The 26,464-nt window shown below is 60.9% G+C and carries 28 protein-coding genes; 18 read left to right on the top strand and 10 right to left on the bottom strand.

What is annotated here, in order from left to right:
* Window positions 1-118: 118 nt before the first annotated feature.
* From A0251_RS00390 to ftsY, 7 genes are all read right to left on the bottom strand, one after another.
* Entirely contained in the window at window positions 119-898 is a 780-nt protein-coding gene (locus A0251_RS00390; protein ID WP_062814877.1) for a thiazole synthase, read from the bottom strand.
* A 48-nt stretch (window positions 899-946) separates the two neighbouring features.
* The gene (thiS, locus tag A0251_RS00385) at window positions 947-1,144 is read right to left on the bottom strand and encodes a sulfur carrier protein ThiS (RefSeq protein WP_062814876.1); all 198 of its coding nucleotides are present in this window, start codon (window positions 1,142-1,144) and stop codon (window positions 947-949) included.
* A gap of 8 nt (window positions 1,145-1,152) precedes the next feature.
* The gene (locus A0251_RS00380) at window positions 1,153-1,521 is read right to left on the bottom strand and encodes a DUF423 domain-containing protein (protein ID WP_082810713.1); all 369 of its coding nucleotides are present in this window, start codon (window positions 1,519-1,521) and stop codon (window positions 1,153-1,155) included.
* Window positions 1,522-1,912: 391 nt separating this feature from the next.
* Window positions 1,913-2,776: an RNA polymerase sigma factor RpoH gene (gene rpoH / locus A0251_RS00375; RefSeq protein ID WP_062814874.1), complete on the bottom strand. Its 864-nt coding sequence runs from the start codon at window positions 2,774-2,776 to the stop codon at window positions 1,913-1,915.
* A gap of 358 nt (window positions 2,777-3,134) precedes the next feature.
* Window positions 3,135-4,163, bottom strand: a complete 1,029-nt coding sequence (ftsX, locus tag A0251_RS00370) for a permease-like cell division protein FtsX (protein WP_231874129.1) — start codon at window positions 4,161-4,163, stop codon at window positions 3,135-3,137.
* Window positions 4,153-4,836: a cell division ATP-binding protein FtsE gene (gene ftsE, locus A0251_RS00365; protein WP_062814872.1), complete on the bottom strand. Its 684-nt coding sequence runs from the start codon at window positions 4,834-4,836 to the stop codon at window positions 4,153-4,155. The genes ftsX and ftsE overlap by 11 nt, the downstream gene beginning before the upstream one ends.
* 211 nt (window positions 4,837-5,047) lie before the next feature.
* Window positions 5,048-6,238: a signal recognition particle-docking protein FtsY gene (gene ftsY, locus A0251_RS00360; protein ID WP_062814871.1), complete on the bottom strand. Its 1,191-nt coding sequence runs from the start codon at window positions 6,236-6,238 to the stop codon at window positions 5,048-5,050.
* A 257-nt stretch (window positions 6,239-6,495) separates the two neighbouring features.
* Between ftsY and A0251_RS00355 the strand changes: the two genes are divergently transcribed.
* The 7 genes from A0251_RS00355 to A0251_RS00325 all read left to right on the top strand — a co-directional run bounded on the left by A0251_RS00355 (window position 6,496) and on the right by A0251_RS00325 (window position 12,944).
* A complete protein-coding gene (locus A0251_RS00355; protein ID WP_062814870.1) occupies window positions 6,496-7,824 on the top strand; it encodes a pitrilysin family protein in 1,329 nt (442 codons plus the stop codon).
* Window positions 7,821-9,239 carry a pitrilysin family protein gene (locus A0251_RS00350; protein WP_231874128.1) on the top strand — a complete coding sequence of 473 codons (1,419 nt, stop codon included), beginning with the start codon at window positions 7,821-7,823 and terminating at the stop codon, window positions 9,237-9,239. The genes A0251_RS00355 and A0251_RS00350 overlap by 4 nt, the downstream gene beginning before the upstream one ends.
* Window positions 9,229-9,828 (top strand): 16S rRNA (guanine(966)-N(2))-methyltransferase RsmD, encoded by a 600-nt coding sequence (gene rsmD, locus A0251_RS00345; protein WP_231874127.1) that lies wholly within the window; start codon window positions 9,229-9,231, stop codon window positions 9,826-9,828. Before A0251_RS00350 ends, rsmD begins: the two co-directional genes overlap by 11 nt.
* Window positions 9,829-10,024: 196 nt before the next feature.
* Entirely contained in the window at window positions 10,025-10,549 is a 525-nt protein-coding gene (locus A0251_RS00340; RefSeq protein WP_062815460.1) for a methanogen output domain 1-containing protein, read from the top strand.
* Window positions 10,549-11,523, top strand: coding sequence for a GGDEF domain-containing protein (locus tag A0251_RS00335; protein ID WP_082810712.1), 975 nt, complete (start codon window positions 10,549-10,551; stop codon window positions 11,521-11,523). The genes A0251_RS00340 and A0251_RS00335 overlap by 1 nt, the downstream gene beginning before the upstream one ends.
* Before the next feature lie 182 nt (window positions 11,524-11,705).
* Complete coding sequence (locus A0251_RS00330; protein WP_062814867.1) at window positions 11,706-12,581, top strand: metal-dependent hydrolase; 876 nt, start codon at window positions 11,706-11,708, stop codon at window positions 12,579-12,581.
* A gap of 126 nt (window positions 12,582-12,707) precedes the next feature.
* Window positions 12,708-12,944: a hypothetical protein gene (locus A0251_RS00325; protein WP_062814866.1), complete on the top strand. Its 237-nt coding sequence runs from the start codon at window positions 12,708-12,710 to the stop codon at window positions 12,942-12,944.
* 13 nt (window positions 12,945-12,957) lie between these two features.
* Here A0251_RS00325 and A0251_RS00320 read toward each other — a convergent pair whose 3' ends face one another.
* Window positions 12,958-13,779, bottom strand: coding sequence for a mechanosensitive ion channel family protein (locus A0251_RS00320; RefSeq protein WP_062814865.1), 822 nt, complete (start codon window positions 13,777-13,779; stop codon window positions 12,958-12,960).
* The gene (locus A0251_RS00315) at window positions 13,772-16,498 is read right to left on the bottom strand and encodes an ATP-binding protein (protein WP_062814864.1); all 2,727 of its coding nucleotides are present in this window, start codon (window positions 16,496-16,498) and stop codon (window positions 13,772-13,774) included. The genes A0251_RS00320 and A0251_RS00315 overlap by 8 nt, the downstream gene beginning before the upstream one ends.
* Before the next feature lie 144 nt (window positions 16,499-16,642).
* On the opposite strand from A0251_RS00315, the gene A0251_RS00310 reads away from it, so the two are divergent.
* From A0251_RS00310 to A0251_RS00295, 4 genes are all read left to right on the top strand, one after another.
* On the top strand, window positions 16,643-17,050 hold the full coding sequence (locus A0251_RS00310) for a CBS domain-containing protein (protein WP_062814863.1): 408 nt from the start codon (window positions 16,643-16,645) through the stop codon (window positions 17,048-17,050).
* Between the two features lie 153 nt (window positions 17,051-17,203).
* Window positions 17,204-17,692: a DUF962 domain-containing protein gene (locus tag A0251_RS00305; protein ID WP_062814862.1), complete on the top strand. Its 489-nt coding sequence runs from the start codon at window positions 17,204-17,206 to the stop codon at window positions 17,690-17,692.
* Window positions 17,693-17,736: 44 nt separating this feature from the next.
* Window positions 17,737-18,495, top strand: a complete 759-nt coding sequence (locus tag A0251_RS00300) for an AraC family transcriptional regulator (RefSeq protein ID WP_062814861.1) — start codon at window positions 17,737-17,739, stop codon at window positions 18,493-18,495.
* 13 nt (window positions 18,496-18,508) lie between these two features.
* Window positions 18,509-19,375 (top strand): crotonase/enoyl-CoA hydratase family protein, encoded by an 867-nt coding sequence (locus A0251_RS00295; protein ID WP_062814860.1) that lies wholly within the window; start codon window positions 18,509-18,511, stop codon window positions 19,373-19,375.
* A 125-nt stretch (window positions 19,376-19,500) separates the two neighbouring features.
* On the opposite strand, the gene A0251_RS00290 is transcribed toward A0251_RS00295, so the two are convergent.
* Window positions 19,501-20,478, bottom strand: coding sequence for an AraC family transcriptional regulator (locus A0251_RS00290; protein ID WP_062814859.1), 978 nt, complete (start codon window positions 20,476-20,478; stop codon window positions 19,501-19,503).
* Window positions 20,479-20,650: 172 nt separating this feature from the next.
* Here A0251_RS00290 and A0251_RS00285 point away from each other — a divergent pair, with 172 nt between their 5' ends.
* From A0251_RS00285 to A0251_RS17300, 7 genes are all read left to right on the top strand, one after another.
* Entirely contained in the window at window positions 20,651-21,943 is a 1,293-nt protein-coding gene (locus A0251_RS00285; RefSeq protein ID WP_062814858.1) for an NAD(P)/FAD-dependent oxidoreductase, read from the top strand.
* A gap of 1 nt (window position 21,944) precedes the next feature.
* Entirely contained in the window at window positions 21,945-22,865 is a 921-nt protein-coding gene (locus A0251_RS00280; RefSeq protein ID WP_062814857.1) for a bile acid:sodium symporter family protein, read from the top strand.
* Window positions 22,847-23,785, top strand: coding sequence for an SDR family oxidoreductase (locus tag A0251_RS00275; protein ID WP_062814856.1), 939 nt, complete (start codon window positions 22,847-22,849; stop codon window positions 23,783-23,785). Before A0251_RS00280 ends, A0251_RS00275 begins: the two co-directional genes overlap by 19 nt.
* Entirely contained in the window at window positions 23,782-24,579 is a 798-nt protein-coding gene (locus A0251_RS00270) for an SDR family oxidoreductase (RefSeq protein ID WP_062814855.1), read from the top strand. Before A0251_RS00275 ends, A0251_RS00270 begins: the two co-directional genes overlap by 4 nt.
* Window positions 24,579-25,322, top strand: a complete 744-nt coding sequence (locus tag A0251_RS00265; RefSeq protein ID WP_062814854.1) for a sulfite exporter TauE/SafE family protein — start codon at window positions 24,579-24,581, stop codon at window positions 25,320-25,322. Before A0251_RS00270 ends, A0251_RS00265 begins: the two co-directional genes overlap by 1 nt.
* A gap of 236 nt (window positions 25,323-25,558) precedes the next feature.
* The gene (locus tag A0251_RS00260) at window positions 25,559-26,149 is read left to right on the top strand and encodes a GNAT family N-acetyltransferase (protein ID WP_082810711.1); all 591 of its coding nucleotides are present in this window, start codon (window positions 25,559-25,561) and stop codon (window positions 26,147-26,149) included.
* A 9-nt stretch (window positions 26,150-26,158) separates the two neighbouring features.
* The gene (locus tag A0251_RS17300; RefSeq protein ID WP_146063372.1) at window positions 26,159-26,371 is read left to right on the top strand and encodes a hypothetical protein; all 213 of its coding nucleotides are present in this window, start codon (window positions 26,159-26,161) and stop codon (window positions 26,369-26,371) included.
* Window positions 26,372-26,464: the final 93 nt, after the last annotated feature.

Raw genomic sequence — 26,464 nt, 5'->3', positions numbered from 1 at the left:
GGCCCGGAGGAGTTCACGTCATCTTGATGAACGAAGGGGGATTATGATCCTGCAAGTCATGGTATTGAAAACCCATTCCCCCTGGCGCCGACTCTCCCCCAAGATCGGCGCCATTTTTTTATCGACTAATACCGTCCAGCGGGGAGGAAGCAGACGCGTAGGCCTTGCGGGGCATGCGTCCTGCCAGGAAAGCTTCACGCCCGGCTTCGATGGCTTTTCGCATGGCCGACGCCATCAATACCGGCTTCTGCGCATGGGCCACCGCAGAGTTGAGCAATACCCCATCGCAGCCCATTTCCATGGCAATGGCCGCATCCGAGGCGGTGCCGACGCCCGCGTCCACGATGATTGGCACCTTGGCATCTTCCATGATCAGGCGGATGTTGTGGGGGTTGAGAATGCCCAGCCCGGAACCGATCAGTGAGCCCAGTGGCATGACCGCCACACAGCCCATGCTTTCCAGTTCCTTGGCCACAATCGGGTCGTCATTGGTGTAGACCATGACGTTGAAGCCATCGTCGATCAGTTCCCGGGCGGCTTTCAGGGTGTGGGGAATGTTGGGGTACAGGGTTTTTTGATCGCCCAGCACTTCCAGCTTGACCAGGTCGTGGCCATCCAGCAGCTCCCGGGCCAGCTTGCAGCAACGCACCGCATCCTCGGCGGAGAAGCAGCCGGCGGTGTTGGGCAGAATGGTGTATTTGTCCGGGCTGATGAAATCCAGCAGGTTGGGCTCATCTGCATTCTGGCCAATATTGGTACGGCGAATGGCCACGGTGACGATCTCCGCGCCGCTGGTTTCGATGGCCTCGCGGGTTTCGTCGAAATCCTTGTATTTGCCGGTGCCGATCAGCAGTCGGGAGGAATAGGTGTTACCGGCAATGGTCAGCAGGTCGGACATGGGGGCCTCGGAGTCAGGTTACTGCGAATGGAATAGGGTCGGGCAGTGTCAGCCACCGCCAATGGCATGGACAATCTCCACCACGTCACCGTCTTTCAGGGTGAAATCGCCATGCTGGCTTTTCGGAACAATATCCCGGTTCACTTCCACGGCCAGCCGGCGGCCGGTCAGGTTCAGTTGTGTCACCAGATCCGCAATGGTGGTGCCATCCAGGGTCAGGGTATCGCCGTTGACGGTAAGCTTCATGATAGAGATCAAACTGCCTTGAACAGGGACCAGGCCAGCATCAGCCAGCCGATGATCAGCGCGGTGCCGCCCAGCGGGGTAATGGCGCCGAGCCACTTCTGACCGCTGAGCACCATCACATACAGGCTACCACTGAACACCAGGGTGCCGGCAAACAGTAGCCAGCCAGCGGTGACCATGCCGCTGGCGCCAAATGCCTTGGCCAGTAGCCCGCAAAGCAGCATGGCCAGAGCATGGTAGAAATGGTACTCGCTGGCGGTGGACCACACGGCAAGCATGGAGTCGTCCACGCGGGATTTCAGGCCATGGGCACCAAAGGCGCCGAAGATAACGGCCAGCGCGCCGTTCAGGGCGCCGAGTACGAGCAGAATTTTCATGCATTGCTCCGCTGTGGCGGTCATGTCGGGTGACGCCTCGGGTTGCATAGTGTACCGGAATTATCTCGCCGTCGGGATATTCAAGGCCGCTGTAGGAACGGAGCGTAACGGAGTAACGCACGTAGTGCAGTGCGGCCCGAAGGGTGAGCGCAGCGAATAACACCCCTTGAGTGCGAACCGGATGCAATGAGGCAACAACGGCTTAAATTTATTGCAACCGTTCTTGTATAAATCTGTCGAGCCCTGTGATTCCTGATCGCCCTGCGGTTGATTTCCACGCTGGCGGGCGGTTCGCGCCTCAAGAGGCGCTCCTACAGGGGGCTAGTGGAACGCGTTGGGGTCTGTAAAAAAGGCCCCTAGAAAGGGGCCTTGCATGTGACTTGCTGCGGAGTTACGCCGCGATGGCATTGCGCAGTTTCTTGATGGCGTTGTTTTCCAGCTGGCGAATTCGCTCGGCGGACACGCCGTATTCGTTGGCCAGATCCTGGAGGGTGGACTTCTGGTCAGCCAGCCAGCGACGCTCGAGGATATCGCGGCTGCGTTCGTCCAGTGCCATCAGAGCAGAGCCCAGCTGGCGGCTTTCCCGTTCCTGTTGATCCTGCTCGGCCAGCAGATCCGCCGGATCGCTGTTATCGCTGTGCAGGTAAGCGGCCGGGGAAACCACAGTATTGTCATCATCATCACTGGTGGGGCCGTCAAAGCTGGCATCATAGGCGCCCAGTCGGCCTTCCATTTCCTTGACCTGGGCGGCGGTAACGCCCAGATCGTCAGCCACCCGTTGCGCCTCTTCCATGCTCAGGCGTCCCAGCTGTTTCTTCTGGCCACGCAGGTTGAAGAACAGTTTCCGCTGGGCCTTGGTGGTCGCCACTTTCACGATGCGCCAGTTCTTGATGACGTACTCGTGAATTTCCGCTTTGATCCAGTGCACGGCAAAGCTCACCAGGCGCACACCCTTGGTAGGGTCGAAACGCTTCACCGCTTTCATCAGGCCCACGTTACCTTCCTGGACCAGGTCGCCCAGAGGCAGGCCATAGCCGGTGTAGCTGCGGGCGATATGGACCACAAACCGCAGATGGGCCAGAACCAGGTTGCGGGCGGCATCCAGGTCCTGCTCGTAGTAATACTGTTCTGCCAAACGTTGTTCGTCGTCTGCGCTGAGCACCGGCACGGCATTAACGGCTCGCATATAGGCGTCCAGGTTGTTACCCGGTACTGCCAGCATAAGCGCCTGTGCCTGAGTGGAAGGGGTTGTCATGCGCGTTGTCTCCTCGTTGAAGACCGATGTCTATCCATGTGTGCCATGATATTAGCACTCGGTTGATTGGAGTGCTAATAGGTAAAAAGGTTCCCGGGGATTAAGCCAGTCGATGGGCAAGTATCGAGTCTAGACCGGCCATGTGAACCGGGGATGAACAGAGAATTGGACGCAGATGAAGGGGGAAGGTTCCGGGGGGGCGCAAGCTACAAGCTTCAAGCTGCAACACGAGGGTATGGTGGTGCCAGCGGATATGCACGGCCTTCGCGCTGCAGCTCTTGTGAGGGCGCGGGCACGGCCTGCAGGGCTATATGGGGCCTTGACCGCGCCTTGTAGCTTGAGGCTTGTAGCTTGCAACTCAGAAATTCGGCTCGATATCCCCCAGGTGCCGGCCCACCGCCAACCAGGCGCCCAGCAGCCCGAGGATGCCACTGAAAACGGGCAGGACGATCAGGCTGGATGCGGCCATGGCGGTGAGTGACTCATCACTATTGTACAGGGCCAGCAATTCGTCGATGGGTCCGCCCAGCCACCACAATGCCACCTGTACCAGGATCACAGCGGTGGCGCCGCCGGCGAAACCGAAGCAGAAACCGGAGTACAGGAAGGGCCGGCGCACGAAGCCGTCGGTGCCGCCGACGATCTTCACCACCACGATTTCCTCCCGGCGGCTTTCGATGGCCAGGCGGATGGTGTTCACCACCACCAGCACCACGGCGGCGGCCAGGGCCAGGGTGAGGGCCGAAATCAGCCGTTCGCCCAGCTCGATCAGGGCGTGCAGACGGCGCACCCACTCCACATCCAGCTGAACCAGATCTACCCCGTCGGCCTCCGCCAGGCGGTTTTCCAGGGCGCGGAGAGTAACCGGGTCGGTCTCATCCGGGTATACCACGATCAGCGGCGGCAGCGGATTGTCCGGCAGGGCTTCCAGCACCTCGCCGAAGCCGGACAGGGCCTTGAATTCTGCCAGCGCCTGTTCCCGGGTGATGACCTCAGTGCGGGTAATGTTGTCGAGGCCCTGCCAGTCCCGGGCCAGCTGCCGCTGGCGCTGCTCGCTGATGTTCATGTCCAGAAACACGGACAGGTGGGCATTGCCGTCCCAGCCGCGGGTAATGGCACGGGCATTGTCCAGCAGCACCGCCAGACCGGCGGGCAAGGCCAGGGCAATGGCGATCACCAGGATGGTCATGGCACTGCTGGCCCGGGCCGCGTTGAGCCGCTGCAGCGCATCCCGGAAAGAGTCCTGATGGTGCTGGCGCCAGCTGCGGAAGCGGTCCTGCAGGGAGGTGCGGGCACTGTGGGCGCCGGCCACCCGGCGCACCCGCTCCGGCTTCTGGCGGTTGGCCTTGATTGGAGTGGCGTTCCTGGGCCCCTTGTTAGCTGCCATGGTGCCCCCCTTCATCGCCATCGTGGATCAGTCGGCCTTCACGCAGGGTCAGCAGGCGATGGTTGTAGCGGGCGATCAGGCTCAGGTCGTGGGTGGCAATCAGCACGGCCACGCCCACCCGGGCGAAGTCCTTGAACAGATCCATGATCTCCTCAGAGAGGGCCGGGTCCAGGTTACCGGTGGGTTCGTCCGCCAGCAGCAGCGGCGGCTTGTTGACCACTGCCCGGGCAATGCCCACCCGCTGTTGTTCGCCGCCGGAGAGCATGATGGGGTTGAGCTTTTCCTTGTCCAGCAGCCCCACCTTGTCCAGGGCGGCGCGTACCCGCTTGCCGATATCGCTGCGGGCGTAGCCGGCGATGATCAGTGGCAGGGCCACGTTGTCGAACACGGTGCGGTCGAACAGCAACTGGTGGTTCTGGTGAACCATGCCGATCTTGCGGCGCAGCAGGGGAATATGGCGGTTGCCGAACCCGTTCAGGTTCTGGCCTTCGATGAACACCTGACCCTGGGTGGGGCGCTCCAGCATCATGATCAGCTTCAACAGGGTGGATTTGCCCGCCCCGGAGTGACCGGTCAAAAACGTCAGCTGCCCGGCAGGGAGCGTGAAGCTCACCTTGCTGAGTGCGTCTTTGCCATTCGGGTAGCGTTTGCTGACCCGGTCAAACTGAATCATGAGAGTCCTTCGGACAGTTATGCTGTTGTAGAAGCGCGTTCACTGTGCCCTGTGGGTATGAGGCGCGAACAAGCCCGGGTTGCGAGGAGCGAGTTGAAAGTAGCGAAAAGCAAAAGGTTCTGTCTTTTCGAAACTCGCTTCTCGAAACTCGCAACTGTCGGGCTTCGCGCCTCAAGCGCCGCTCCTACGGTGCTATTGGCGAAGGGTGTTGCTACCCCGCCACATCTTCAAACAACGCCTGCACAAACTCTTCCGCATGGAAGGGGCGCAGGTCTTCCAGTCGTTCCCCGACACCGATAAAACGAATCGGTAGACCAGTGCGTTTGGCCAAGGCAAACAGGATACCGCCTTTGGCGGTGCCGTCGAGCTTGGTCAGTGCCAACCCGGTCACGCCGGCGGCATCGCGGAACTGCTCGGCTTGCTGGATGGCATTCTGGCCGGTGCCGGCGTCCAGTACCAGCAGCACTTCGTGGGGCGCGTCCGGAATCAGTTTCTTCATCACCCGGGTGACCTTGGTCAGCTCTTCCATCAGGTTGCCGCGGGTGTGCAGACGGCCGGCGGTGTCGGCGATCAGCACGTCGGCGCCGCGGGACTGGGCGGCCTGGACGGCGTCATAGACTACCGAGGCGGAATCCGCGCCGGTGTGCTGGGCCACCACCGGGATGTCGTTCCGCTCGCCCCACACCTGCAACTGCTCCACCGCGGCGGCGCGGAAGGTGTCGCCGGCGGCCAGCATCACGTTCTTGCCTTCCGCCTTGAAGCGGCAGGCCAGCTTGCCGATGGTGGTGGTCTTGCCGACCCCGTTCACGCCCACCATGAGAATCACATAGGGCTTTTTATCAGCGTCGATCTTCAGTGGCTGGTCAACCGGAACCAACAGTTTGCGCAGCTCGTTCTGCAAGGATTCATAGAGAGCATCCGCATCCACCAGTTCCTCGCGGCTGACCTGGCCGGTCAGCGCCTCGATGATTACATCGGTGGCTTCCACGCCCACATCGGCGACCAGCAGCTGGGTTTCGATTTCCTCGAAAATCTCGTCGTCGATTTCCTTGGCGCCTACCAGCAGGTCTGCCAGGCCCTTGCCCAGACCCTTGCGGGTCTTGCCCAGGCCCTGCTTCATGCGGGTCCAGAAGTTGCCGCCCTCGTCACTGTCATCCGCCGTTTGGGCCTGATTTTCAGCCTGCGGAGCCGGGGTGACAGGGGCCGCTTCCGGCTGGGGCGTGGCCGGAGGCGTCGGCTCGGTTCGGGGCTCTCCGGGGCGGGTCGCTTGCGACTCCGGCTCGGCTCCTGTCTCATTCAGTTCGTCGGCATCCACACCGGTAAACATGCGCTTCCAGAAACCGGTCTTTTTTTCTTCCGGCTTCGGGGCGTTGTCGTCGTCGCGGGAAACTTCGTCGCTCATGTTCAGTCTTATCCAATCGCGAAGAGGGTAAATCGGGCCTCTTCCTTTGCAATGAGGCTGCAAGGACAGGGCAGTAAACCGGTATGCTGGCAGCCTGAGTTCGACAGACTGCCGGCCGGCGATAAATAAAATGCGCCCTCCTGCAGGCTTTGCGTTTGTCTGGCGGGCTTGCAGCAGCCTGACAGCGAACGCGCGGCTATCCTAACACTTCGCTCACGGGGGAGCAGCTTCCGGGGGCGACACAATGAGGACAATGCATGAGACAACTCATGGTGGCACTGGCGGCCATTCTCTGGAGTCTGACCGCCCGGGCCGAGCTGCCCACCCATGCCTTTACCCTGGATAACGGCCTGAAAGTGCTGATCCGTGAGGATCATCGGGCACCCGTGGTGACCGTGATGGTCTGGTTCAAGGCCGGCAGCATCGACGAAGCGCCCTATGAAACGGGACTGGCCCATGTGCTCGAGCACATGATGTTCAAGGGCACCGAGCGACTGGGGCCGGGGGACTTCTCCAAACTGGTGGCCCGCTATGGGGGCAGTGACAATGCTTTCACCAGTTATGACTACACCGCCTATTTCCAGCAGTACGAGGCGTCGCGGCTGCCGCTGGCGCTGGAACTGGAAGCGGAGCGACTGGGCAACCTGAAGATCGACGACGACGAGTTTTACCGGGAGTTGCAGGTGGTGCTGGAAGAGCGCCGCACCCGTACCGACGACAACCCCAATGCCCTGGCCTGGGAAAAATTCCAGGCGGTGGCCCGGCCGGGTACCGGTTATGCCCACCCGATCATCGGCTGGCGTTCGCTGCTGGCCCAGTTGCAGCCGGAGCAGGCGCGCAGCTGGTATGACCGCTTTTATGTGCCGGGGAATGCCACCCTGGTGGTCGCCGGTGATGTGACCCGCGATCAGGTAGAGCCGCTGGTGCGCCGCTTCTTCAGCGATCTGCCCGCCGGTACCACCCCGCCGCGGCCAATACAGACGGTCAATCCTGCCGCTGGCGAGCGGCGTCTGGATCTGGCCATGGCGGTGCAAGTGCCCGCCCTCTACATGCTCTATAACGTGCCTTCCCTGGTCACCGCAGAACAGAAGCAGGACTTCTACGCCCTGACCATGCTCGCCGGTGTTTTGGACGGTGGCATGAGTGCCCGCATCGAAACCGATCTGGTGCGCGGTGAGAAGCTGGTGGCCGGTGCCGGTGCCGGCTACAGCGGCATCCAGCGCGGCGATGGCACCTTTACGCTGACAGCGACTCCCAATCCGGGTGTCACCCTCGAGCAGGTAGAACAGGCTCTGCGCGAGCAGATCAAGACCCTGCAGACCACCTTGCCCAGTGAAGATGAAATGGCGCGGGTGCGGGCCGGCGTGCTGGCCAGCCAGGTGTTCGAAAAGGACTCGGTGATGGGGCAGGCCATGGAGTTGGGCATGCTCAGTACCCTGGGTCTGGATATCGAACTGGCCGAGCAATTTGAGGAACAGTTGGGCAAGGTCACTGCGGAAGATGTGCAGCGGGTGGCCCGCCAGTGGCTGATACCGGAACGGCTGGCCGTGGCCCATGTCGTGCCTGCGCAGGAGGAGGAGCAATGATGCGGTTACCAGCAATCATGGGGGCTGCGGTGGCGGTGTTGATGCTCAGCGCCTGCGCCAGCTTCCCGACCACGGAAAAGCAGGTGGCGGCCAGCGAGCCCCAGGCGCCGCAGCTGGATATCCAGTCCTGGCAGACGGACCAGGGCGCCAAGGTCATGTTTGTGCAAAGCGATGCCTTGCCCATGCTGGACATTCGTCTGGTGATGGCGGCGGGCAGTTCCCAGGATGACGGCTTGCCCGGGGTGGCGTCCCTGACCAGTGCCCTGATCGGCCAGGGTGCGGAGGCCTTGAGTGTGGATGACATCGCCCGGGGCTTTGAAGATCGTGGCGCCAGCTTTTCCTCCAGCAGTTACCGGGACATGGGCATCATCAGCCTGCGAACCCTGTCGGCGGCGGAATATCGCCAGCCGGTGGTGGCGCTGTTCAATCAGGTGATCGGTTCGCCCAGCTTTCCCGAGGAGGCCCTGGATCGTCTGCGGACGCGCGCCATGCAGGGGCTGCGCATGGAGCAACAGGTGCCCGGCCCCCAGGTCAGCAAGGCATTCATGAGCACGGTGTTTGCCGACCACCCCTATGGCCAGCCCAGCGAAGGGACGATGGAGAGCCTGCCGAAGATCCAGCGCCAGCAGCTGGTGGATTTCTATAACACCTATTACGCCGCTGGTAATACCGTGATCGCCATGGTGGGTGACCTGTCCCGCAGTGAAGCCGAGGAAATCGCCGCACAAATCAGTGCGGCACTGCCGGCGGGGCCGGCGGCACCGGAGTTGCCCCGGGCCGAGGCACTCAGCGAGCGGAAACGCGAGCACATCAATTTCCCCTCCGCCCAGACCCATATCCTGCTGGGCAACCAGGCCACCTGGCGGGGCAACCCGGATCACGTGGCGCTGCATGTGGGCAACCAGATTCTCGGCGGTGGCGGTTTCGCGTCCATTCTCACCGATGAAGTGCGCCAGAAACGGGGTTATGTGTACGGCATCGGCAGCGGCTTCTCGGCCATGGCGGCGGGCGGTCCCTTCCAGGTGCAGTTCAAGACCGCCAACGAGAATGCCGATGAGGCGCTGACCCTGACCCTGGACCTGATCGACACGTTCGTTGAAGACGGTCCCAGCCAGGCGCAACTGGAACAGGCGCGGGCCAATATCCTGGGCAGCTTTGCCCTGAGCACCGCCGACAACAGTGACATTATCGGCCAGCTCGGCGCCATCGGCTTTTACGGTCTGCCGCTGGATTACCTGCAGTGGTTCAACCGCCAGGTCCGCCAGGTCACCGTGGAAGATATCCGCGATGCCTTCCGCCGAACCCTGGATGTGGACGATTTGGCCATCGTCAGTATCGGCCCCGAGGCACCACAGGTCCTTGAGGATCAGGACAATGAGAACGGCGGGGAGAAGGACGCGGACAGTGGCGAATAGAGGTTCGACTCGCAAAGGCGGCGCTACCAGCAAGGGGCAGGTGCGCATCATTGGCGGAGAGCGTCGCGGTCATCGGCTGCAGTTCGTGGATCAGGGGGGCGATCTGCGCCCCTCTTCGGACCGCATGCGCGAAACCCTGTTCAACTGGCTGCAGTTCGAGTTGCCCGGCCTGCGGGTACTGGATCTGTTTGCCGGCTCCGGGGTGTTGGGCGCAGAGGCCCTGAGCCGTGGCGCCCAGCGGGCCGTGCTGGTGGAAAAAAAACGCGAACGGGCCGCCGATCTCAAACGTCAGTTGTTGCCCCTGTTCGACGATCGTATCCACATCCACAACGCCGATGCCATGCAGTGGTTGGCCAGCAGTGCCTTGCAGTTTGATCTCGTGTTCGTGGACCCACCCTACGATCTGGGCCTGGCGGAACCGGCCTGTGCCGCGCTGGAATCTCACGGGTTGCTGGCGGACAAGGCCTGGGTCTATGTGGAAAGCCGGCGTCACGGAGAGGTGCCTGTGGTGCCGGCAAACTGGCAGCCGTATCGGGAGAAAAGTGGGGGCGATATTTTTGCCCGTTTGTTTCTTCGTCAGACAGTTTGATTCCCATTCGTCGGTTTCTGACGGGGCAAGCGGACCGGCGGCGCACAAATGGGGGTAAATGGTATACACGAGTGTGACTGTGTGATTGATGTCACAGTAGTGGCGATGAATCATAGATAAGAAGCCATTGGGGGAGATGGCTGCCAACGACGGTATCACCAACCCGTCACCGGCTCATGGGAAGACGGGGGCAAATATGGAAAAGAACTTGGAACGGATTCAGGTTGCATCAATCGGGTTGGACAAGGATCGATTCTTGCGCCAGTTGCTGGGCTACCTGGCCGAGTCGCTGCAGGAAGTGACCGGTATGGACCAGGCAGAGGGATTTATCTCTCTGGTGGGCCAGAAAATCGGCGACGAACTGAACGCGCATTATCTTCAATCCCTGAAACTGACCCAGCTGGATCGTCACCAGATTGCCGCCGTGCTGGTGGATCTCAAACGTCGTATCGATGGCGATTTTTATCTGATCCATGCGGACGAGCGACAGCTGGTGCTGGGCAACCGTCGCTGCCCGTTCGGTGACAAGGTCATCGGCCGTCCCGCCCTGTGCATGATGACGTCCAATGTATTCGGTGTGATCGCCGCCGAAAATGCCGGCTATGCCCGGGTGGATATCCAGAAGGCCATTGCCAATGGCGATGGTCACTGCCATGTGGTGGTTTCCCTGGATGGTAACGACATGGAGGCGGGGCGGGAGTATTTTCGCTCCGGTGAGTGATGCCACTTTCTGCGGATTGCCGGGCATTGATCGATGCGCTATCCATGCCGGTGTTTGTGGTGCATGGTGACGGTAGCCTGGAATGGCTGAACCGAAGAGCGAGACAGTTGCTGGCCGGCAGTGCTCCGCAGAGCATCAAGAGTCTGTTGGCCTCCCCTTCGCAAAGTGATGCCTTCCTGCGCGTAATGCGTCGCAACCAGTCATTCTCCCACCTGGCACTGCACCTGCGGGCGCCGCTGCAGGACAGCTACATTGCCAGCACCCGTATTGCCCGTGAGGGTGAGTTTCTCGATTGCTGGTTGCTGGAGCTGTTGCCCCGGCAGCTGGTGGTAGGCGGCATGCATCAACTCTCCCAGATGATCCAGCGGACCACGGCGCTGAAAAGAGAGCGGGCGGTAGCGGAGAAAACCGCGCAACTGGCGCTGACCCAGGCGTCCCGGGATTCCCTCACCGGTATTGCCAATCGCCGGGCCTTCGATGAGTGTCTGGCAGCCGCTCTGGTCAAGGCAGACCAGCAGCAGGACTGGCTGTCGGTAATGATTGTGGACCTGGACTATTTCAAGGCCATCAATGACACCCACGGCCACGACCTGGGCGACCAGGTGCTCAAGCGGGTGGCACGGTTGCTCACTGGTGCCATCACCCGCCGTGGTGATCAGGTGGCCCGCATCGGTGGTGAGGAATTTGGCGTGTTGCTGCCCGGTGCAGATGTGCATGCCTCTTTGAAAGTGGCCTGGCGGCTGGTGATGACGTTGCGTCAATACAATGCCGGTTGCCCGGCTGGCGACAGTTGGCACCCGGTCACCTTGTCCGTGGGGGTGGCAACCCGCTGTCCCGATCAGAGCATCAGCGGCCGTGACCTGATGCGTCAGGCTGACCGGGGGCTCTATCTGGCCAAGGAGCGGGGTCGTGACCAGGCGGTGCACGCGGTCCCGTCCGCGCAGACCGATCCTCCCCTGGCGGATACCCGCTAGCCTGACACGGCGACAGCCAGACCGGAGAGCGTGGCGGGCAGGAACAACGGATGTGTGACAACACACAAAGGCAGGGCGGTTGCCGGCCATTGCGGGCCGCCGGAAACAGGAAATGGCGCAACCTGCACTAGTGTCCCATTTTGCGCTGGCGAATACTGTGAGCCTATGCAGGAGGATTTGCCATGAACAATAAAGCGGTTGTGACGTCGCCGAGCGCGCCTAAAAAACTGAATAACAGTGATATCCAGCCCCGCAAGATGGATTTTTCCTTCGATCCGGCCATGCCCCGGTACTGGTTCGATAATGACCAGTTCAAGACCATTTTGCTGACGGCCCTGTCCTGTACCTTCCCGGAAGGGGAGCGCTTTTTTGTGCGCTCCGTGCGTCATTACCAGAAGCAGCTCCGCGACCCGCTGCTGCGCGAGCAGGTAAAAGGGTTTATCGGTCAGGAAGCCCACCACGGCAACGAGCACGATGCCTTCAACCATTTCATGGAATCCAAGGGTGTCCCCACCCGCAAGGTGGATGAGTTCGTCAATCGCGGCATGCGCTTCATGGCCAAGCACCTGTCACCGCAACGGCAACTGGCCAAGACCTGTGCGCTGGAGCACTTCACTGCCATGCTGGCGGAGTTGATGCTGGAACATCCGGACTTTTTGAAGGGCATGGATGAGCGCATGTTGCCGCTCTGGTTATGGCATGCGGTGGAAGAAAGTGAGCACAAGGCGGTCGCCTTTGATGTGTACCAGGAGCAGGTGGGTAACTACTGGGTGCGCACCTCGGAAATGGCGTTTACCACCCTGGAATTCATCAGCTTCACCATTTTCCACTACCATCAGCTGCGCAAGGGCATGGACGACCCCACCGACTGGCGCTCCGTGCGCGGCGGCGTAAACTGGTTGCTCGGCAAACCGGGTTGGTTGCGAAAACTGGGTAAATCCTACCTGGCCTATTACAAACGGGATTTTCACCCGGCCAAGCGCGACAGCACCTTCCTGCGCAAGCAGGGTTTGAAGAAGCTGTCCCGGATGCTGGATCGATCGGATCTGGCCGGCTGAAGGCGAGCGTAACGGGTTCGACAGAGTGGGCCGGGGGATGACCTTGGGCCCGCTGACCCTGCCCGGGTCTTCATGTTTTCCTGTCGCACAGGCGTGTTACGGTGGCAAGACACCACGGAGGTGTTTATGCGCTGGTTTAAGACCCTGAAAGACATGCTTTTCCCCAATCGTGATCCTCACGATGAGACGCCCGACCCGGAGCGGCGGGACTACCACCCGGCCCATGAAGGAGACACCCCGGAGGATCTCCACCGTGGCCGGCATCGTATCAAGGAGACCTTTACCAGCCACTGGGACCTGGACTACATGCCCCGGGAGGAGCTGGAGGACGTGTTGGCGAAAAACCGGGACGAGAAAAAATAATCGTCCCTTCCAGCTATTGCTGGCTGCCGCCGCGCCGCGGGCGAGGAATCTGCTGTTCCTGAAAGCGCCGGGAAACCCGCACCACAATATCGCTCTGGAAAGCCTTCTCGTAATGCACGTCCAGCACGTAGGCCTTGGAGCGCAGGCGAATGGCGAGCATATCGCCGATCTCCACTTCCTCGATGGCAAAGGACACCGGTTTTTTCAGGTAGGCATAGCGGCTGGTGACAATCACTTCCTCAATAATCCCTTTCGCCACGTCCAGGTCTGCATCCAGGCCCACGTGAAAGTCGGTGACGATCATCATATCCAGTTCCCCGGAGTTGCCGGAGGCCACCACATCGGTGATGAAACGGGAGTTGGGAATGGTCACCAGGTTATCGTCCAGGGTCTGCAAGCGCACGGTGCGCAGACCGATGGAGACGATCTCCCCGTACACATCATCAAAACTGACCCGGTCACCCACCCGGAAGGGGCGGTCGAACAGCAGCAGCAAGCCGGCCACCAGGGAAGCCGCAATGTCCTTGAGGGCGAAGCCCAGGGCCACGGCGATGGAACCACCGGCGGCCAGCATGAATTCCTTGGGGGGCTGCAGCACGCCGATGATCAGCGCGGCGGTGCCCACGGTGTAGAGCACAAAACCGATCAGGGTGGTGATCTGCAGAATCAGAAAGCGCCGGGTGGGCAGCTTTTCGGTGATCTTCAGACTGGCCTTGCTGATCCCCCAGTTCAGTGCCCACAGCACAAAGCCGCCGATAAACAGCAGCAACAGGGCGTAGATGTTGAACAGCTCAACCACCACCGCCAGATCATTGACGATATTGCCTTCATTCATTGAGCAAATTCTTCCTTGTCAGGTAACTGATCACCTGCTGATACCACAGGGGTTTCAGCCGGTAGCGGCCATCTTCGGATTTATTCAGGAAACCGGCATCAAAGCCGCCCTTGAGCGCGTAGCGCACCACATTACCAGGCAGGTTGGTCACATGGCTGATTTCCTGGCTGGTCAGATTTTCATGGGTGGCGATGGCGGCATACACGAACAGGGCGTTCTCGCCCATGCTGTCGAGAATGCTGGCTGAGGGTGGCGTGGGCAGCCCCACCAGCACCTGCCGGCCCTGGGGTTTCACCGAGGTCAGCCAGAGCCGCAGGGCCACCATGGGATTGCCGCGACAGGCATCCCAGAGCAGGCTGAAATAGCGTTGCTCCGCGTTGCGGACATTGCCGGCTTCCGGCCCCCGGGAAGACAGCAGTACCTCGTCGTAGCGAACCCGATGACCACTGAGATGGTTGCGCGCCAGAATCAGTGAGCGGATATCAGTCTGTCCCCAACGCTTCACTTTCACCACATTACGGAACTGGTAATCACGGCCGAACACATTGCACAAATAGGCCCAGCTCTGGTTATTGATCATCAGCAGCCAGAACACATTATCCAGCCGCGCATTGACCAGGCTGAGTACGGTGCGCCAGCCTTCCAGGCCACCGATTTCCTTGAGAAAGAAATTCTGGGCCTCGTCCAGTACCACCAGGGTGGGCTGGCGTTCCTCGTCACTTTTCACCAGCGCTGCCGGGCCCTCGTTGGCCAGATCCACATCCAGGGCGTCACCGATCAGGGCGAGGATGGCGTCCGGCTCAATGGTTTTGGCGGGCACCGTGAGCGTGATCAGATTGAGGCCCTTGCAGCTTTCGGCCAGCGCCCGCTCCAGCCGGTCGATGCTGACCGTTTTGCCACATCCCTTTTCGCCGACCACCACCTGGGCATTTTCGTCGGTCTTGCCCTCGTGCCAGCGCTGGATATTTTTTTCCATGGCGGCGACCAGTCCGGTGTCCACGAAGGGCGTCTTGCTGCCTTCCGGCAGACCGGTGGCGAACCAGCGTTCGTAATGTTCATCCACCGGCTGCTCATTGCCGGGGTCTTCTTCGTCATTGTTGATGCGAGTGCGCAGCCGGAAAAGGCGGGCCTTGAAGCGCATGTACCAGTCAAAATCCACCAGCACCCGATCGGCAAAACCCACCAGGAAACTGGCCAGGGCAACGGGAAGCAACAGGGGGGCAAACAGCCAGAACAGCGCCGGAGTGAGCAGTTTTTCTGCCAGCGGGTCCAGCCGGGACGGCAGAATGGCCTGCAGGCAACGCTGATAGTCCTGGGGGCGCAGTGCCAGCAGTCGACCCAGGCCCCAGTAAATGGCCACCAGCAAGATGCCCAGGCAGACGTAATAGAGCAGAGACGGGCCCAGGCTCTCCCAGACCACCAGCAGGGGAAGCCAGGGCAACACCAGCCAGCGGGAAATGAAACGGGCGTGGTCGTGAACCTGTCGGGACTGGTCGCTGCTCAGGTAGGCGTTGGCGCTTTGTGCCACCCGGATGACCAGCCATTCACCGATCAGACAGAACAAGCCGTAAATGACATAGAGTCGGGCCAGCGGTAACAGCCAGACCAGAATGCGGGTGGAAGGGGTGTCCAGTGGTGCGGTGAGCAGGTCCAGAATCACCCACAAAAGCACCCAGGGAAGCATCGGCGCCAGGCCACTGATCAGACGGCTGGCGTTGCGCAACCAGCGGCGCTCGCCACTGGCACTGACCACGGACTCGTGCAGGCTGAGGGTCCATTGGCGGGTGCGCCGGGCCAGCCGAATCAACAGCATGAAGCCGGCGATACCCAGAATCAGCGCGACACTGTTCTGCACCAGCGGCAGGAAGTGTTTGTCCTTGGCCGTTTCCTGCAAATCCAGGTTGATCACCTGGGCCGTATCCAGCAATCGCTGGCCGATGCGTTCGCCTTCGTGCCGGAGTAATGCCGGAGCCTGCGAGGGGCCGCCCATGGCATCAATCTGGCTCCACAGTGAGCGGCGCTGCCACAGGTCGGCGCGCAACTGGCGCAGCTGACCCTGGATTTCCAGGCGAGTGCGCAGCAGGTCGCGCCATTGCGCGGTGGGCTGGGGCGGAGGGGTCAGGGCCGGGCTCTGGTACCAGAGCTGGTCCAGCTGTTGCAGCGCCTGCTTGGGTGACGGCCCAAGCATGGGAAGTATTGCCCAGGTCTGCTGCACATGCTCGCGGAGCACGTTGGCGGCCAGTCGGGCGGGTTCGGAGACATCCTGGCCGTCGCTCAGTGCCTCCAGATGCTGGTAGAGCCGGACCAGGGTTGCGAAAGACTGGCGCTGGGTATCGGGAAGTTCGATGAAGCGCTGGCGCAGGGCATACAGTGTCTGGTCCTGGCGGCCCAGCTGTCCGACCAGGGTATCAATATCGTTTTGCAGGGCCTGACACTTGTTGTCCGGCAGGTTGCGTTTGGCCGGTTTCGGCGCGGGCAGGGCGGCGGTTTCGCCAAGGGGCTGGCCAAGCAGATGGGTCAGTGTTTCAGGAGCGGGTACCTGACCATTCAGATAGCGCTGCAATTGTTGCAGGTCTTCTGCCTGCTGCTGTTTTTCCTGCTGGAGCTGCTCCAGGGTCTGGCCGGCGGCTTCACAGGCAGCAACGCCATTGGCTTGCGCCGCGGCGGACAGGGCCAGAAAAATGACAGCAGCACAGAGCCGTAAACAGGGCGATACCATTCGCAATTCCTTTTCCTCAGCAAGGCCCATTGTAGGAACCGGTAGCCACCCCGTCATCCATTGATATTCCCCATGGGCTATCGACAGGCTATTGACGGTAGCACAGTGGTATAGTCAATAAAGGCTCAATCCAAGGAGACAGCCATGAGCGAACTAACGGTGCGGTCCCTGATGGCCAAACATCCGGCGGCGGTGAAAACCGGCACGGAGCTGACTGAGGTGGTGGACATTCTGCTGCAGCACAAATTCACCGGTCTGCCAGTGGTGGATGATCACAACAAGGTGGTGGGCTTTGTGTCGGAGCAGGATTGTCTGCGCAAGTTGCTGATATCCAGCTATCACTGCGAGGGCAGCCTGGTGGTGGAAGAATTCATGCACGGCGAGCCTCTCACCGTGCATGAGCAGGACTCGGCGGTGAACGTGGCCGAGCTGATGGTCACCCAGAAGCCCAAGATCTATCCGGTGGTGGACGACAAGGGCATTCTGGTGGGGTTGCTCACCCGTGAGCAGGTGTTGCGAGCCCTCAAGGACAGCCGGCGAGGTTGCGACTGACCCGGTCCTGAATCAGCGATGGGTCCGCCAGTCAGCAGGAATGCCAGACGCAGGCGCTGTTCCCGATCAGTGATGACCCCTGCGTACAATCCCGCGTCCAGGCCGGGCGCTATCTTTCATGGCAGCTCAAAACAACAACTCGGGAGAGCTGTCATGCGTAATCTGCAAACCTTTCTGGCCGATTATGGCGAGAGTCATCAGAACCCGGTCAACCAGTGGGTTCATATCCTCTGTGTGCCAGCTATTTTTGTTTCTACCCTCGGGCTGTTCTGGCTGTTGCCGCTGGGGCAATGGCTGGGCCTGGAGGGGGCCGGGGCCTATTGGGTCAACGGCGGCACCCTGCTGGCGGCGATCTGCATGCCGTTTTATTTTCGCATGTCCCTGGGCATGACCGTGCTGATGGCCGGCTGGCTGGCGGTGTCCCTGGCGATCATCGTGGCGGTGGATCGCAGCGGCCTGTCCTTGGCCTGGAGTGCGGCAGGGCTATGGCTGCTGGCCTGGGCGGTGCAGGTATGGGGCCACAAGGTGGAGGGCAAGAAACCCTCCTTTGTGGATGATCTGGTGTTTCTTCTGGTCGGCCCCATGTTTGTCAGCATCGAGCTGGCACACAAGCTGGGCGTTGGCCGTCGTCTATCGGCCTGATCGCCCATTGCCCGCCCGTGGCCGGGCGGGCATGATCGGCGGTTATGAATGACAACGCCTCATCGTCACCGGATGTGCCGCTGACTCCTCTGTTTCTCTGGCAGGGTGGCTGGCTGATGGTGATGCCTGCCATCGATAACCAGCCCCACCAGCATGTGGCCGCCTCCCTGTTGGTGGGGTTGAGCCAGCCGCTTCGGGTCACGGTGGATGGCCGCCCGTGCCAGCAACAGGTGGTGCTGGTGCCCCCGGATGTGCCTCAGAGTCTCAACAGTCAGGGGCCGGTGGCGGTGGTTCACCTGGATCCGGATGAGCCGGCCTGGCGGGCCCTGTCCCGTCTTGGTGGCCTGGATGACAGGCAGCAACGCTGGTGCTGTGCCCAGATTGCGGCTCTGGTGCGCAACGGCAGTGAAGAAAACGCCCGGCTCTTTCTCCAGGGCCTGCGGGCGCTTGCCGACCCCCTGCCTCTGGACCCTCGAATCGCTGACGCCTGTCGCCGGATGCGTGCCGCAGAGGCGGTGCCTGCCATGGATGCCCTGGCAGAGCGCGCCAATCTGTCTGCCTCCCGGTTCCGGCACCTGTTTCGTGAACAGCTCGGCGTATCCCTCAAGCGTTATCAGCTGCACCTCAAGTGCCAGCGAGCGCTGGCCTTGTGGCGTAGCGGCATGAATTTCACCGAACTGGCGGTGGCCGCCGGCTTCTATGATCAACCCCACCTCAATCGCACCCTGCGCGCCATGTTCGACGCCCTGCCATCGCGGTATGCTCGGGGTCTACCGGTGCAGGTGGTGCACCTGAAAGAATAACGATGGAGGCTCCATGGATTACCAGCATATTTCCACCGATCTGGATGAACAGATTCTTACCATTACCCTCAACCGTCCCGATCGGCTGAACGCTTTTACCCTGCGCATGAAGGATGAGCTGGTCCATGCCTTTGCTGAAGCGGACCGCAATGACGCAGTGCGTGCGGTGATCGTGACCGGTGCCGGCAAGGTGTTCTGTGCCGGCATGGAAATGCAGCCGGAAGAGGGCGGCAATGTGTTCGGCTACGATGAAGCCGAGGGCATGGACCCGCCCCTGGAGCAGATTCGTGATTCCGGTGGCGAAGTGTCCCTGGCCATCTACAACTGTCGCAAGCCGGTGATTGGCGCGATCAATGGCGCCGCCGTTGGTGTGGGGATCACCATGACCCTGCCCATGGATATTCGTCTGGTGGCGGCCAACAGCAAGATCGGCTTTGTCTTCACCCAGCGGGGGTTGACCCCGGAAGCCTGTTCCTCCTGGTTCCTGCCGCGGGTGGTGGGCATCCAGAAAGCCATGGAATGGGTGATCAGCGGTGACATCTTCATGGCCGAGGAAGGCGTGGCAGCGGGGCTGTTCCACAGTGCCCATGACAAGGGTGAAGTGGTGGACGTGGCGCGCTGCATTGCCCGCAAGCTGATCGCCAAGAGCTCCCCGGTGGCGGCGGCCCTGGCCAAGCAGATGCTGTGGCGCAATCCCAACTTTGCCCACCCCATGCAGGCCCATGCGGTGGAGTCAAAAATGATCTACTGGTCCAATGAATTCTGGGACGGTCGCGACGGCTTCACCTCCTTCCTGGAAAAACGCGAGCCGCGTTTCGAAACGGCGATGGCGGATATTCCGCAGCAGTTCGATTTCTGGCATGAGCCGGAGATCAGTTAACAGTTAACAGTTAATAGCTGCGCGATCATGATTTGTGATTGCTGAAAGCGAGGAGGCCGCGACCAAACTTTGGTCGCGGCCTCTTGCGTTTGAAACACTGCGGCGCTGCCCCGCGCCGCTGTTAACTATTCACTATTAACTGCCTTTTCCCTGTACTGCGCCGGCGTCATGCCGGTCCAGCGTTTGAAGGCCTTGGAAAAGGCACTTTCATCGGAAAAGCCCAGCTTGTCGGCGATATCGGCCAGCCGGGTGCCGGCCTGTAATTCCGTCTCCGCCATCCCTTGCAGTAACGCATCACGCAGCAGTTTGAAGCTGCTGCCTTCCTCACCCAGTTTGCGCACCAGATGACGCCCGCTCATGGCCAGCTGCTCGGCGACCTTTTCCTTGCCCCAATGGGGATGCTGGCGGAGCAGGTCGCGGACGGTGGCACTGAGAGACTGGCTGCCCAGGTTGTCCAGCAGCTGGTCAGCCAGGGTGCGCAGGTGATGACACAGGGACGGGTTGGCATGGATCAGCGGCATGGTCAGGTCGCTGGCGGGTAGCACCAGGGTGTTGTGCTCCGCCGCAAATCGCACCGGCAATCCGAGCAGGGACTGGTAGCGGCGATTGTCGTCCAGCGCCGGGTGAGCGAAGGTCATGCGGCTGGCCTGTAACTGGTTGCCGGTGGTCCAGCGGGACAGTTGCAGCAGCGCGGTCATGGCCGCCTCCACCCGTTCCGGCTGACGTACGCTGTACTGGGGTTGGTAACGAATCTCGCATTCGCCCTGGTTCACCCGGTAGGAGAAGATCCCCCCTTCGCCGACGATGGGGTAGTAATCCATCAGCGAATCCAGGGCGTCTTCCACGGTGTCGCAGCTCATCAGCACCATCCCTACGGTATCCAGGTGGCCGACCTGCAGGGCCAGCCCGAACTGGATTCCCACCAGTGGATCCTGGGCCTGCTCGCAGAAGCTTTCCCAGATCTCTCCCTGCAATGCCAGGCTGACTCGGTCCTGTTCGCCGACCGCCTTTTGCAGTTTGGCGGGCAAGGCAAAGCCCAGCTGTTGAGCCGCCTGGCTGATCGCCTGGGTAAAGCGCACTGTCACGGTGGGGGTGTGCGTCATGGGGGCGCCATAGTGGTAAGGAGTGATATCCGGTCCCGAATTAACCGTGGCAAGGTCCCGAATTGGCCGTGAGCCTGCAGCCGGTCGACCGTAAAGTAGACATCATACCAAATGCTGAGTCCAACTCGGCAAACCCCGGATCCGGGAAATAATAATAGTTATCGGGACAGCTATGTACGCAGTGATCGGCGCCGGCCCCATGGGCCTTGCCACCGCCAGAAACCTGAGCAAATACGATATTCCTTTCATCGGGTTCGACCTGAACAGCGATGTGGGCGGCCTGTGGGATATCGATAATCCCCACAGCACCATGTATCAGTCTGCCCATCTGATCTCCTCCAAGGGCATGACCGAGTTCAGCGAATTCCCCATGCCGGATGAGGTGGCCACCTACCCGCATCACAGTGAGATGAAGCGTTATTTTCAGGCCTATGCCCGTCATTTCGATCTTTATCGGCACTACGAATTTTCCACGCGGGTGGTGCGGGTGGAACGAGAGGGCGATGGCTGGCAGGTAACCACCGAGCGCGACGGAGAAACGCAAAGCCGTCACTTCCAGGGCGTGTTGATTGCCAATGGCACCTTGCACAAGCCCAATCAGGCCAGTTTGCCGGGCAAGTTCGAGGGGCAGTTGATGCACTCCTGCGAGTATCGTGATGCCTCGGTGTTTGACGGCAAACGGGTGCTGATTGTGGGGTGCGGTAACTCTGCCTGCGATATTGCCGTGGATGCGGTGCACCGGGCGGCCAGTGTGGACCTGTCCGTGCGCCGGGGGTATTACTTCCTGCCCAAGTTTATCGGCGGGAAACCCACCGACAGCATCGGGGGCAAGATCAAGTTGCCCCGGAGTCTCAAACAACGCCTGGATGCCAGGCTAATCCGTCTCATCGTCGGCAAGCCCAGTGATTACGGACTGCCGGAGCCTTCCTACCGGATGTATGAATCCCACCCGGTGATCAATTCCCTGGTGCTGCACCACCTGGGTCATGGTGACATTACCCCCCACGGCGACATCGTCGGGGTGGTGGGCGACACGGTAACCTTTGCGGATGGCCAGTCCCGGGTTTATGACCTGGTGTTGATGGCCACCGGTTACAAGCTGGATTACCCCTTTATCGATGCCGGGGAACTGAATTGGCATAACGCGGATGCGCCGCAGCTGTATCTGAACGTGTTCCATCCCCAGCACCGTAACCTGTTCATGATGGGCATGGTGGAAGCGGCTGGTCTGGGTTGGGAAGGGCGTAATGAGCAGGCGGAAATGGTGGCGCTCTATATCAAGGCCAGAGAGAACAACCATCCGGTGGCAGAGGCGCTGGAACAGAAAGCCACCGCTGAAGCCGGCCAGACGCTGGATGGGGGCTTCGACTATCTCAAGCTTGAGCGTATGGCCTACTACGTGCACAAGGACAGCTATCGCAAGGCGGTTAACGCCCACATCGCCGACCTGAAACAGGGGGTGTGAGGTGGAGGTGCAGTTCAGTAGCGAGAATCTGCTGATTCTCAATGTGATCCTGGCATTTATGATGTTCGGGGTGTCGCTGTCACTCACCGGTGAGGATTTTCGCCGGGTGCTCAAGCGCCCGGATGCGCCCATTGTCGGTCTGCTTGCCCAGTTCGTACTGCTGCCCGCGGCCACCTGCCTGACCACCTGGTTCTTCGAAGTGGATCCGGAAATGGCCCTGGGGATGATTCTGGTGGCGTCCTGCCCCGGAGGCTCGTTCTCCAACATCATGACCTGGCTGGCCCGGGCCAACGTGGCCGTGTCGGTGAGCATGACGGCAGTCTCCAGCCTGGCGGCCATGGTGATGACGCCGTTCAACTTTGCGCTCTACGGCTGGCTCAACCCGCATACCCGGTCGATGCTGACAGACATCCAGCTGGACAGCATGAACATCCTGATCCTGGTGGCGCTGGTGCTGGGCCTGCCGCTGCTTGTGGGAATGATGACCGGCAAACTGTTTCCCCGTTTTGCTGCCAGGGCGGAAAAGCCCATGCGGGTCATCACCTTGCTGGTGCTCTTGTTGTTTGTCGGTGTGGCCTTCGGCAACAACATGGAGGTGTTTCTGGCCACGGCGGATCGCATTGTCATCCTGGTGGTGTTGCAGAACCTGCTGGCCCTGGGCATGGGCGCCTTCGCCGGGGGACTCACCGGCCTGCCCCGGCAGGACCGCCGAGCCATCACCATGGAAGTGGGCATCCAGAACTCCGGTCTGGGGCTGGCCATCCTGTTTACCTTTTTCCCCCAGGCCAGCGGCATGATCCTGATTGCCGCCTTCTGGGGGGTCTGGCACCTGATTTCCGGTCTGCTGCTGGCCTGGTGGTGGTCGCGGGGCCATGACGATCGCCAAAACCGCGAGGAGGCATCATGCAACGACGCATCCTGATCACCGGTGCCGCCGGCTACATTGGTAGCCAGGTCGCCCGTCGGCTGAGCCAGGACCACCATGTGGTCGGGGTGGATATCCGGGCGGATGACAGTGCCGATTTCCCGTTTTTTGTCATGGATATCCGTGACCCGGACCTGAAGCACCTGATCCGTGAGCATGGGATACACCAAGTGGTGCATCTGGCCGCGGTGCTGGAGGATTCCGGTGACCGGGCCCGGGATTTTGATATCGATGTGAATGGCACCCGCAACGTGCTGGACGCCTGTGTGGCGGCGGGCGTGGAACAGCTGGTGGTGACCAGCTCCGGCGCCGCCTATGGCTACCACCCAGACAACCCCGCCTGGCTGGATGAGGAAGACGCCCTGCGCGGCAATCCGGAGTTTGCCTACTCGGATCACAAGCGCCAGGTGGAAGCCCTGCTGGCGGAGTATCGTCAGAGCCATCCGGCACTGAAGCAGCTGGTACTGCGTCCGGGTACCGTGCTGGGCGCCCACACCCGCAATCTGATTACCCGGTTGTTTGAAAAGCCGCGCCTGGTGGCGGTGGCCGGTTCTGCGTCGCCGTTCGTGTTCATCTGGGACCAGGATGTGGTGGAGATCATTCAGAAGGGAGTCCTGGAGAGCAAAGCTGGCTGTTATAACCTGGCCGGAGATGGGGCCCTGAGTCTTCACGAGCTGGGCCGGCTGCTCGGCAAGCCGGTGATTTCCGTGCCCGCCGGGCTGATTCGTGCCGCCCTGTGGCTCGGCAATCGGCTTGGATTGACCCAATACACCCCGGCGCAGGTGAATTTCCTGCGCTACCGACCGGTACTGGCCAACCGACGTCTCAAGGAAGAATTCGGTTATGTCCCGCGCAAGACCTCGGAGCAGGTGTTTCGCTTCTATATGGCCGGCCAACAACCGAGGAAGCAGCCATGAAAACCATACTGATTACCGGCGCCGCCTCCGGTCTTGGCTGGGCACTCTCCCAGCAGGCCTTTGCGCTGGGCCATCGCGTCATCATGACGGATATGAATGCCCTGCAACTGGGGGCGCGGGCTGATGCCCTGGCCAAGGAGGATCCGTCCCGGGTGAGTTTTCACCGGCTGGACGTGACCGACAGTGAGGCAATCACTCGACTGGTGGCCTTGCTCAAGGAAAAGGAAGGTGGCCTGGATGTGCTGATCAACAACGCGGGTATCACCCACCGCTCTCTGGCGGACAAGACCGACCTGGCCGTGTTCCGCAAGGTCATGGCGGTGGACTGGCAGGCGCCGGTGGAAATGGCCGTGGCCTGCTTGCCGCTGCTCAAACGCAGTGGTGGCGGTATCATCAATATCGGTTCCATGGCCGGCTGGATGCCGGTGCTGGGTCGGGCCGGGTATTGCAGCGCAAAAAGTGCCCTGAGCCAGTTTTTCGAAGTATTGCGAGGGGAAGTGGCCCAGTACGGGGTGCATATCCTGATGGTCTATCCCAGCTTCCTGGATACGCCCATTGAGGCCAATGCCCTGGGCCATGATGGCCAGCCCGCTGCGCACCCCCGCTCCATGGTCGGTGCCATGCAGACCCCGGAGTGGATGGCCGAGCGAGTGTTCGAGGCGTACTACCGCAAGAAAAAACGTCTCTTCCCGGACCGCTTCACCTGGTTTGCCAGCCTGCTGTGGCGGCTGGCCCCGGATGTCTATCAGCGCATGATGGTGCGCAAGTTCGCCTCCGAACTGGAACCCCATTAATGGTCGACATGATCACCCTGCCCTGGCTGTTGCTGGGGCTGTTCATCTTCCTGGCCTTCACCACCGAAGCGGCCACCGGCTTCGGCAGTATCGTCATCGCCCTGTCCCTTGGCGCCCTGGTGCTGCCGATCACGGAGATCCTGCCGGTGCTGGTGCCGCTCAATATCGTCATGAGCAGCACCCTCAGCTGGCGGCATCGCCATGCCATTCACTGGCCCACCCTGTGGCAACTGATTCTGCCGTTGATGGTGATCGGGACCCTGGCCGGTTATGGGCTGCGTCCCTGGCTGGGCGACCAGGTGCTCAAGCATGCCTTCGGTGTGCTGGTGCTGTGGTTCAGCGGTCGGGAACTGTGGCGTATGTGGCGCGGTGCGATGGCGACGGTCCATGGAGGCCTGTGGGCCCGAGGGTGGATGTTCATGGCGGGCATCACCCATGGCCTGTTCGCGTCAGGCGGCCCTTTGCTGGTCTATGCCCTCAGCGGTCTGTCCCTGGACAAACAACGCTTCCGCGCCACCCTGATTCTGGTATGGCTGGTCCTGAACAGCCTGCTGACCCTGGTGTTCCTGCTGGATGGCAGCCTGCTGCCGGCGGCGCCGCGCATTGCCATGCTGGTACCGGTGGTGGTGGTGGCCATGGTGCTGGGGGAAGTGCTGCACCACCGGGTCAACGAGCAGCGGTTTCGCCAGGCCGTGTTTGTGGTGCTGGCGGTGACCGGGGCGATCCTGGCCTGGCCGGGGTGAGTTAAAAGTTTAAAGTTCAAAGTTGAAACGCGAAGAAAGCAAAGTGCTTGCCGGATAGTTTTTTGCTACGCGCGGCACCCGTAGCGGGAACGCGGCCACGGCCTGTTCGGATACGACACACCTCCCCCGCGCTTTTCAACTTTGAACTTTAAACTTTCAACTCGTCCGCGCATCGCCACCGTCTCCCTGACGTGGTATTCATGACATGTCTTGTTTGCAGGCATTCAGGAGCTGCCATGTCCCATGTGGAAATTCGCCCTGTCACCGGTTTTGCGGTGGAACCCTGGCTGGATGAACTGGCCGAGTTGCGCATTGAGGTCTTCCGGGATTTTCCTTACCTGTATGAGGGGAATCGGGAGTATGAGCGTCGCTATCTGGATCGCTACGCCCAGTCTGATCGCAGTGTTTTTGTGCTGGCGCTGGAATTCAACCGGCTGGTAGGCGCGGCCACGGCGTTGCCATTGCTGGAAGCGGATGAGGAGTTCCAGGCCCCGTTTCGGCAACTGGGCGCGGAGCTGGGCTCGGTGTTTTATTTCGGCGAGTCGGTGCTCTTAAAGCCCTACCGGGGTGAAGGAATCGGTCACCGGTTCTTTGATCTGCGAGAACAATATGCGGCGGATTTCGGATTCCTGCATACCGCGTTCTGCGCGGTACAACGGCCGGAGGATCACCCCCTTCGCCCGGACGATTACCGGTCGCTGGATGATTTCTGGCGGGGCCGGGGCTATTTCCCCCAGAACCAGCTGGTAGCCCATTTCGACTGGACCGATGTGGGGGAGGCGGCGCCAAGTCGCAAATCCCTGCAATTCTGGTTGCACAGTCTTTAGCGACCTTTCGTGACGTTCAATGACAACCGGCAAGCGGGGCCGGGCATGCGCGCAAGGGATATGGCGGTGAATCCGTGGAACGTGATCTCTTTTCGGGCGGCTTTTTCTCCTGCCGCTGCTCAGGCAATGGTGTGCCCGAACGTATATTTCCGGGTTGCGCTGGTTCGTTTGTCTGGCATTGCCATCAATCTTTCACCCATTTGGGCGATTAACCGTCATTGAATGCCTCCTATACTCGAGACTTCGGGCGTGAATTTCTTGTGAAGGGGGCTTCATGGAGCGGTATTCAAGCACTCATCGCCACTGGGGAGCGCG

It is taken from the genome of Alcanivorax sp. NBRC 102024 (assembly GCF_001602235.1).
Taxonomy (GTDB): Bacteria; Pseudomonadota; Gammaproteobacteria; order Pseudomonadales; family Alcanivoracaceae; genus Alcanivorax.
Note: the sequence above shows the minus strand (reverse complement) of the source record. Positions and strands in the feature narration are given on the sequence as shown.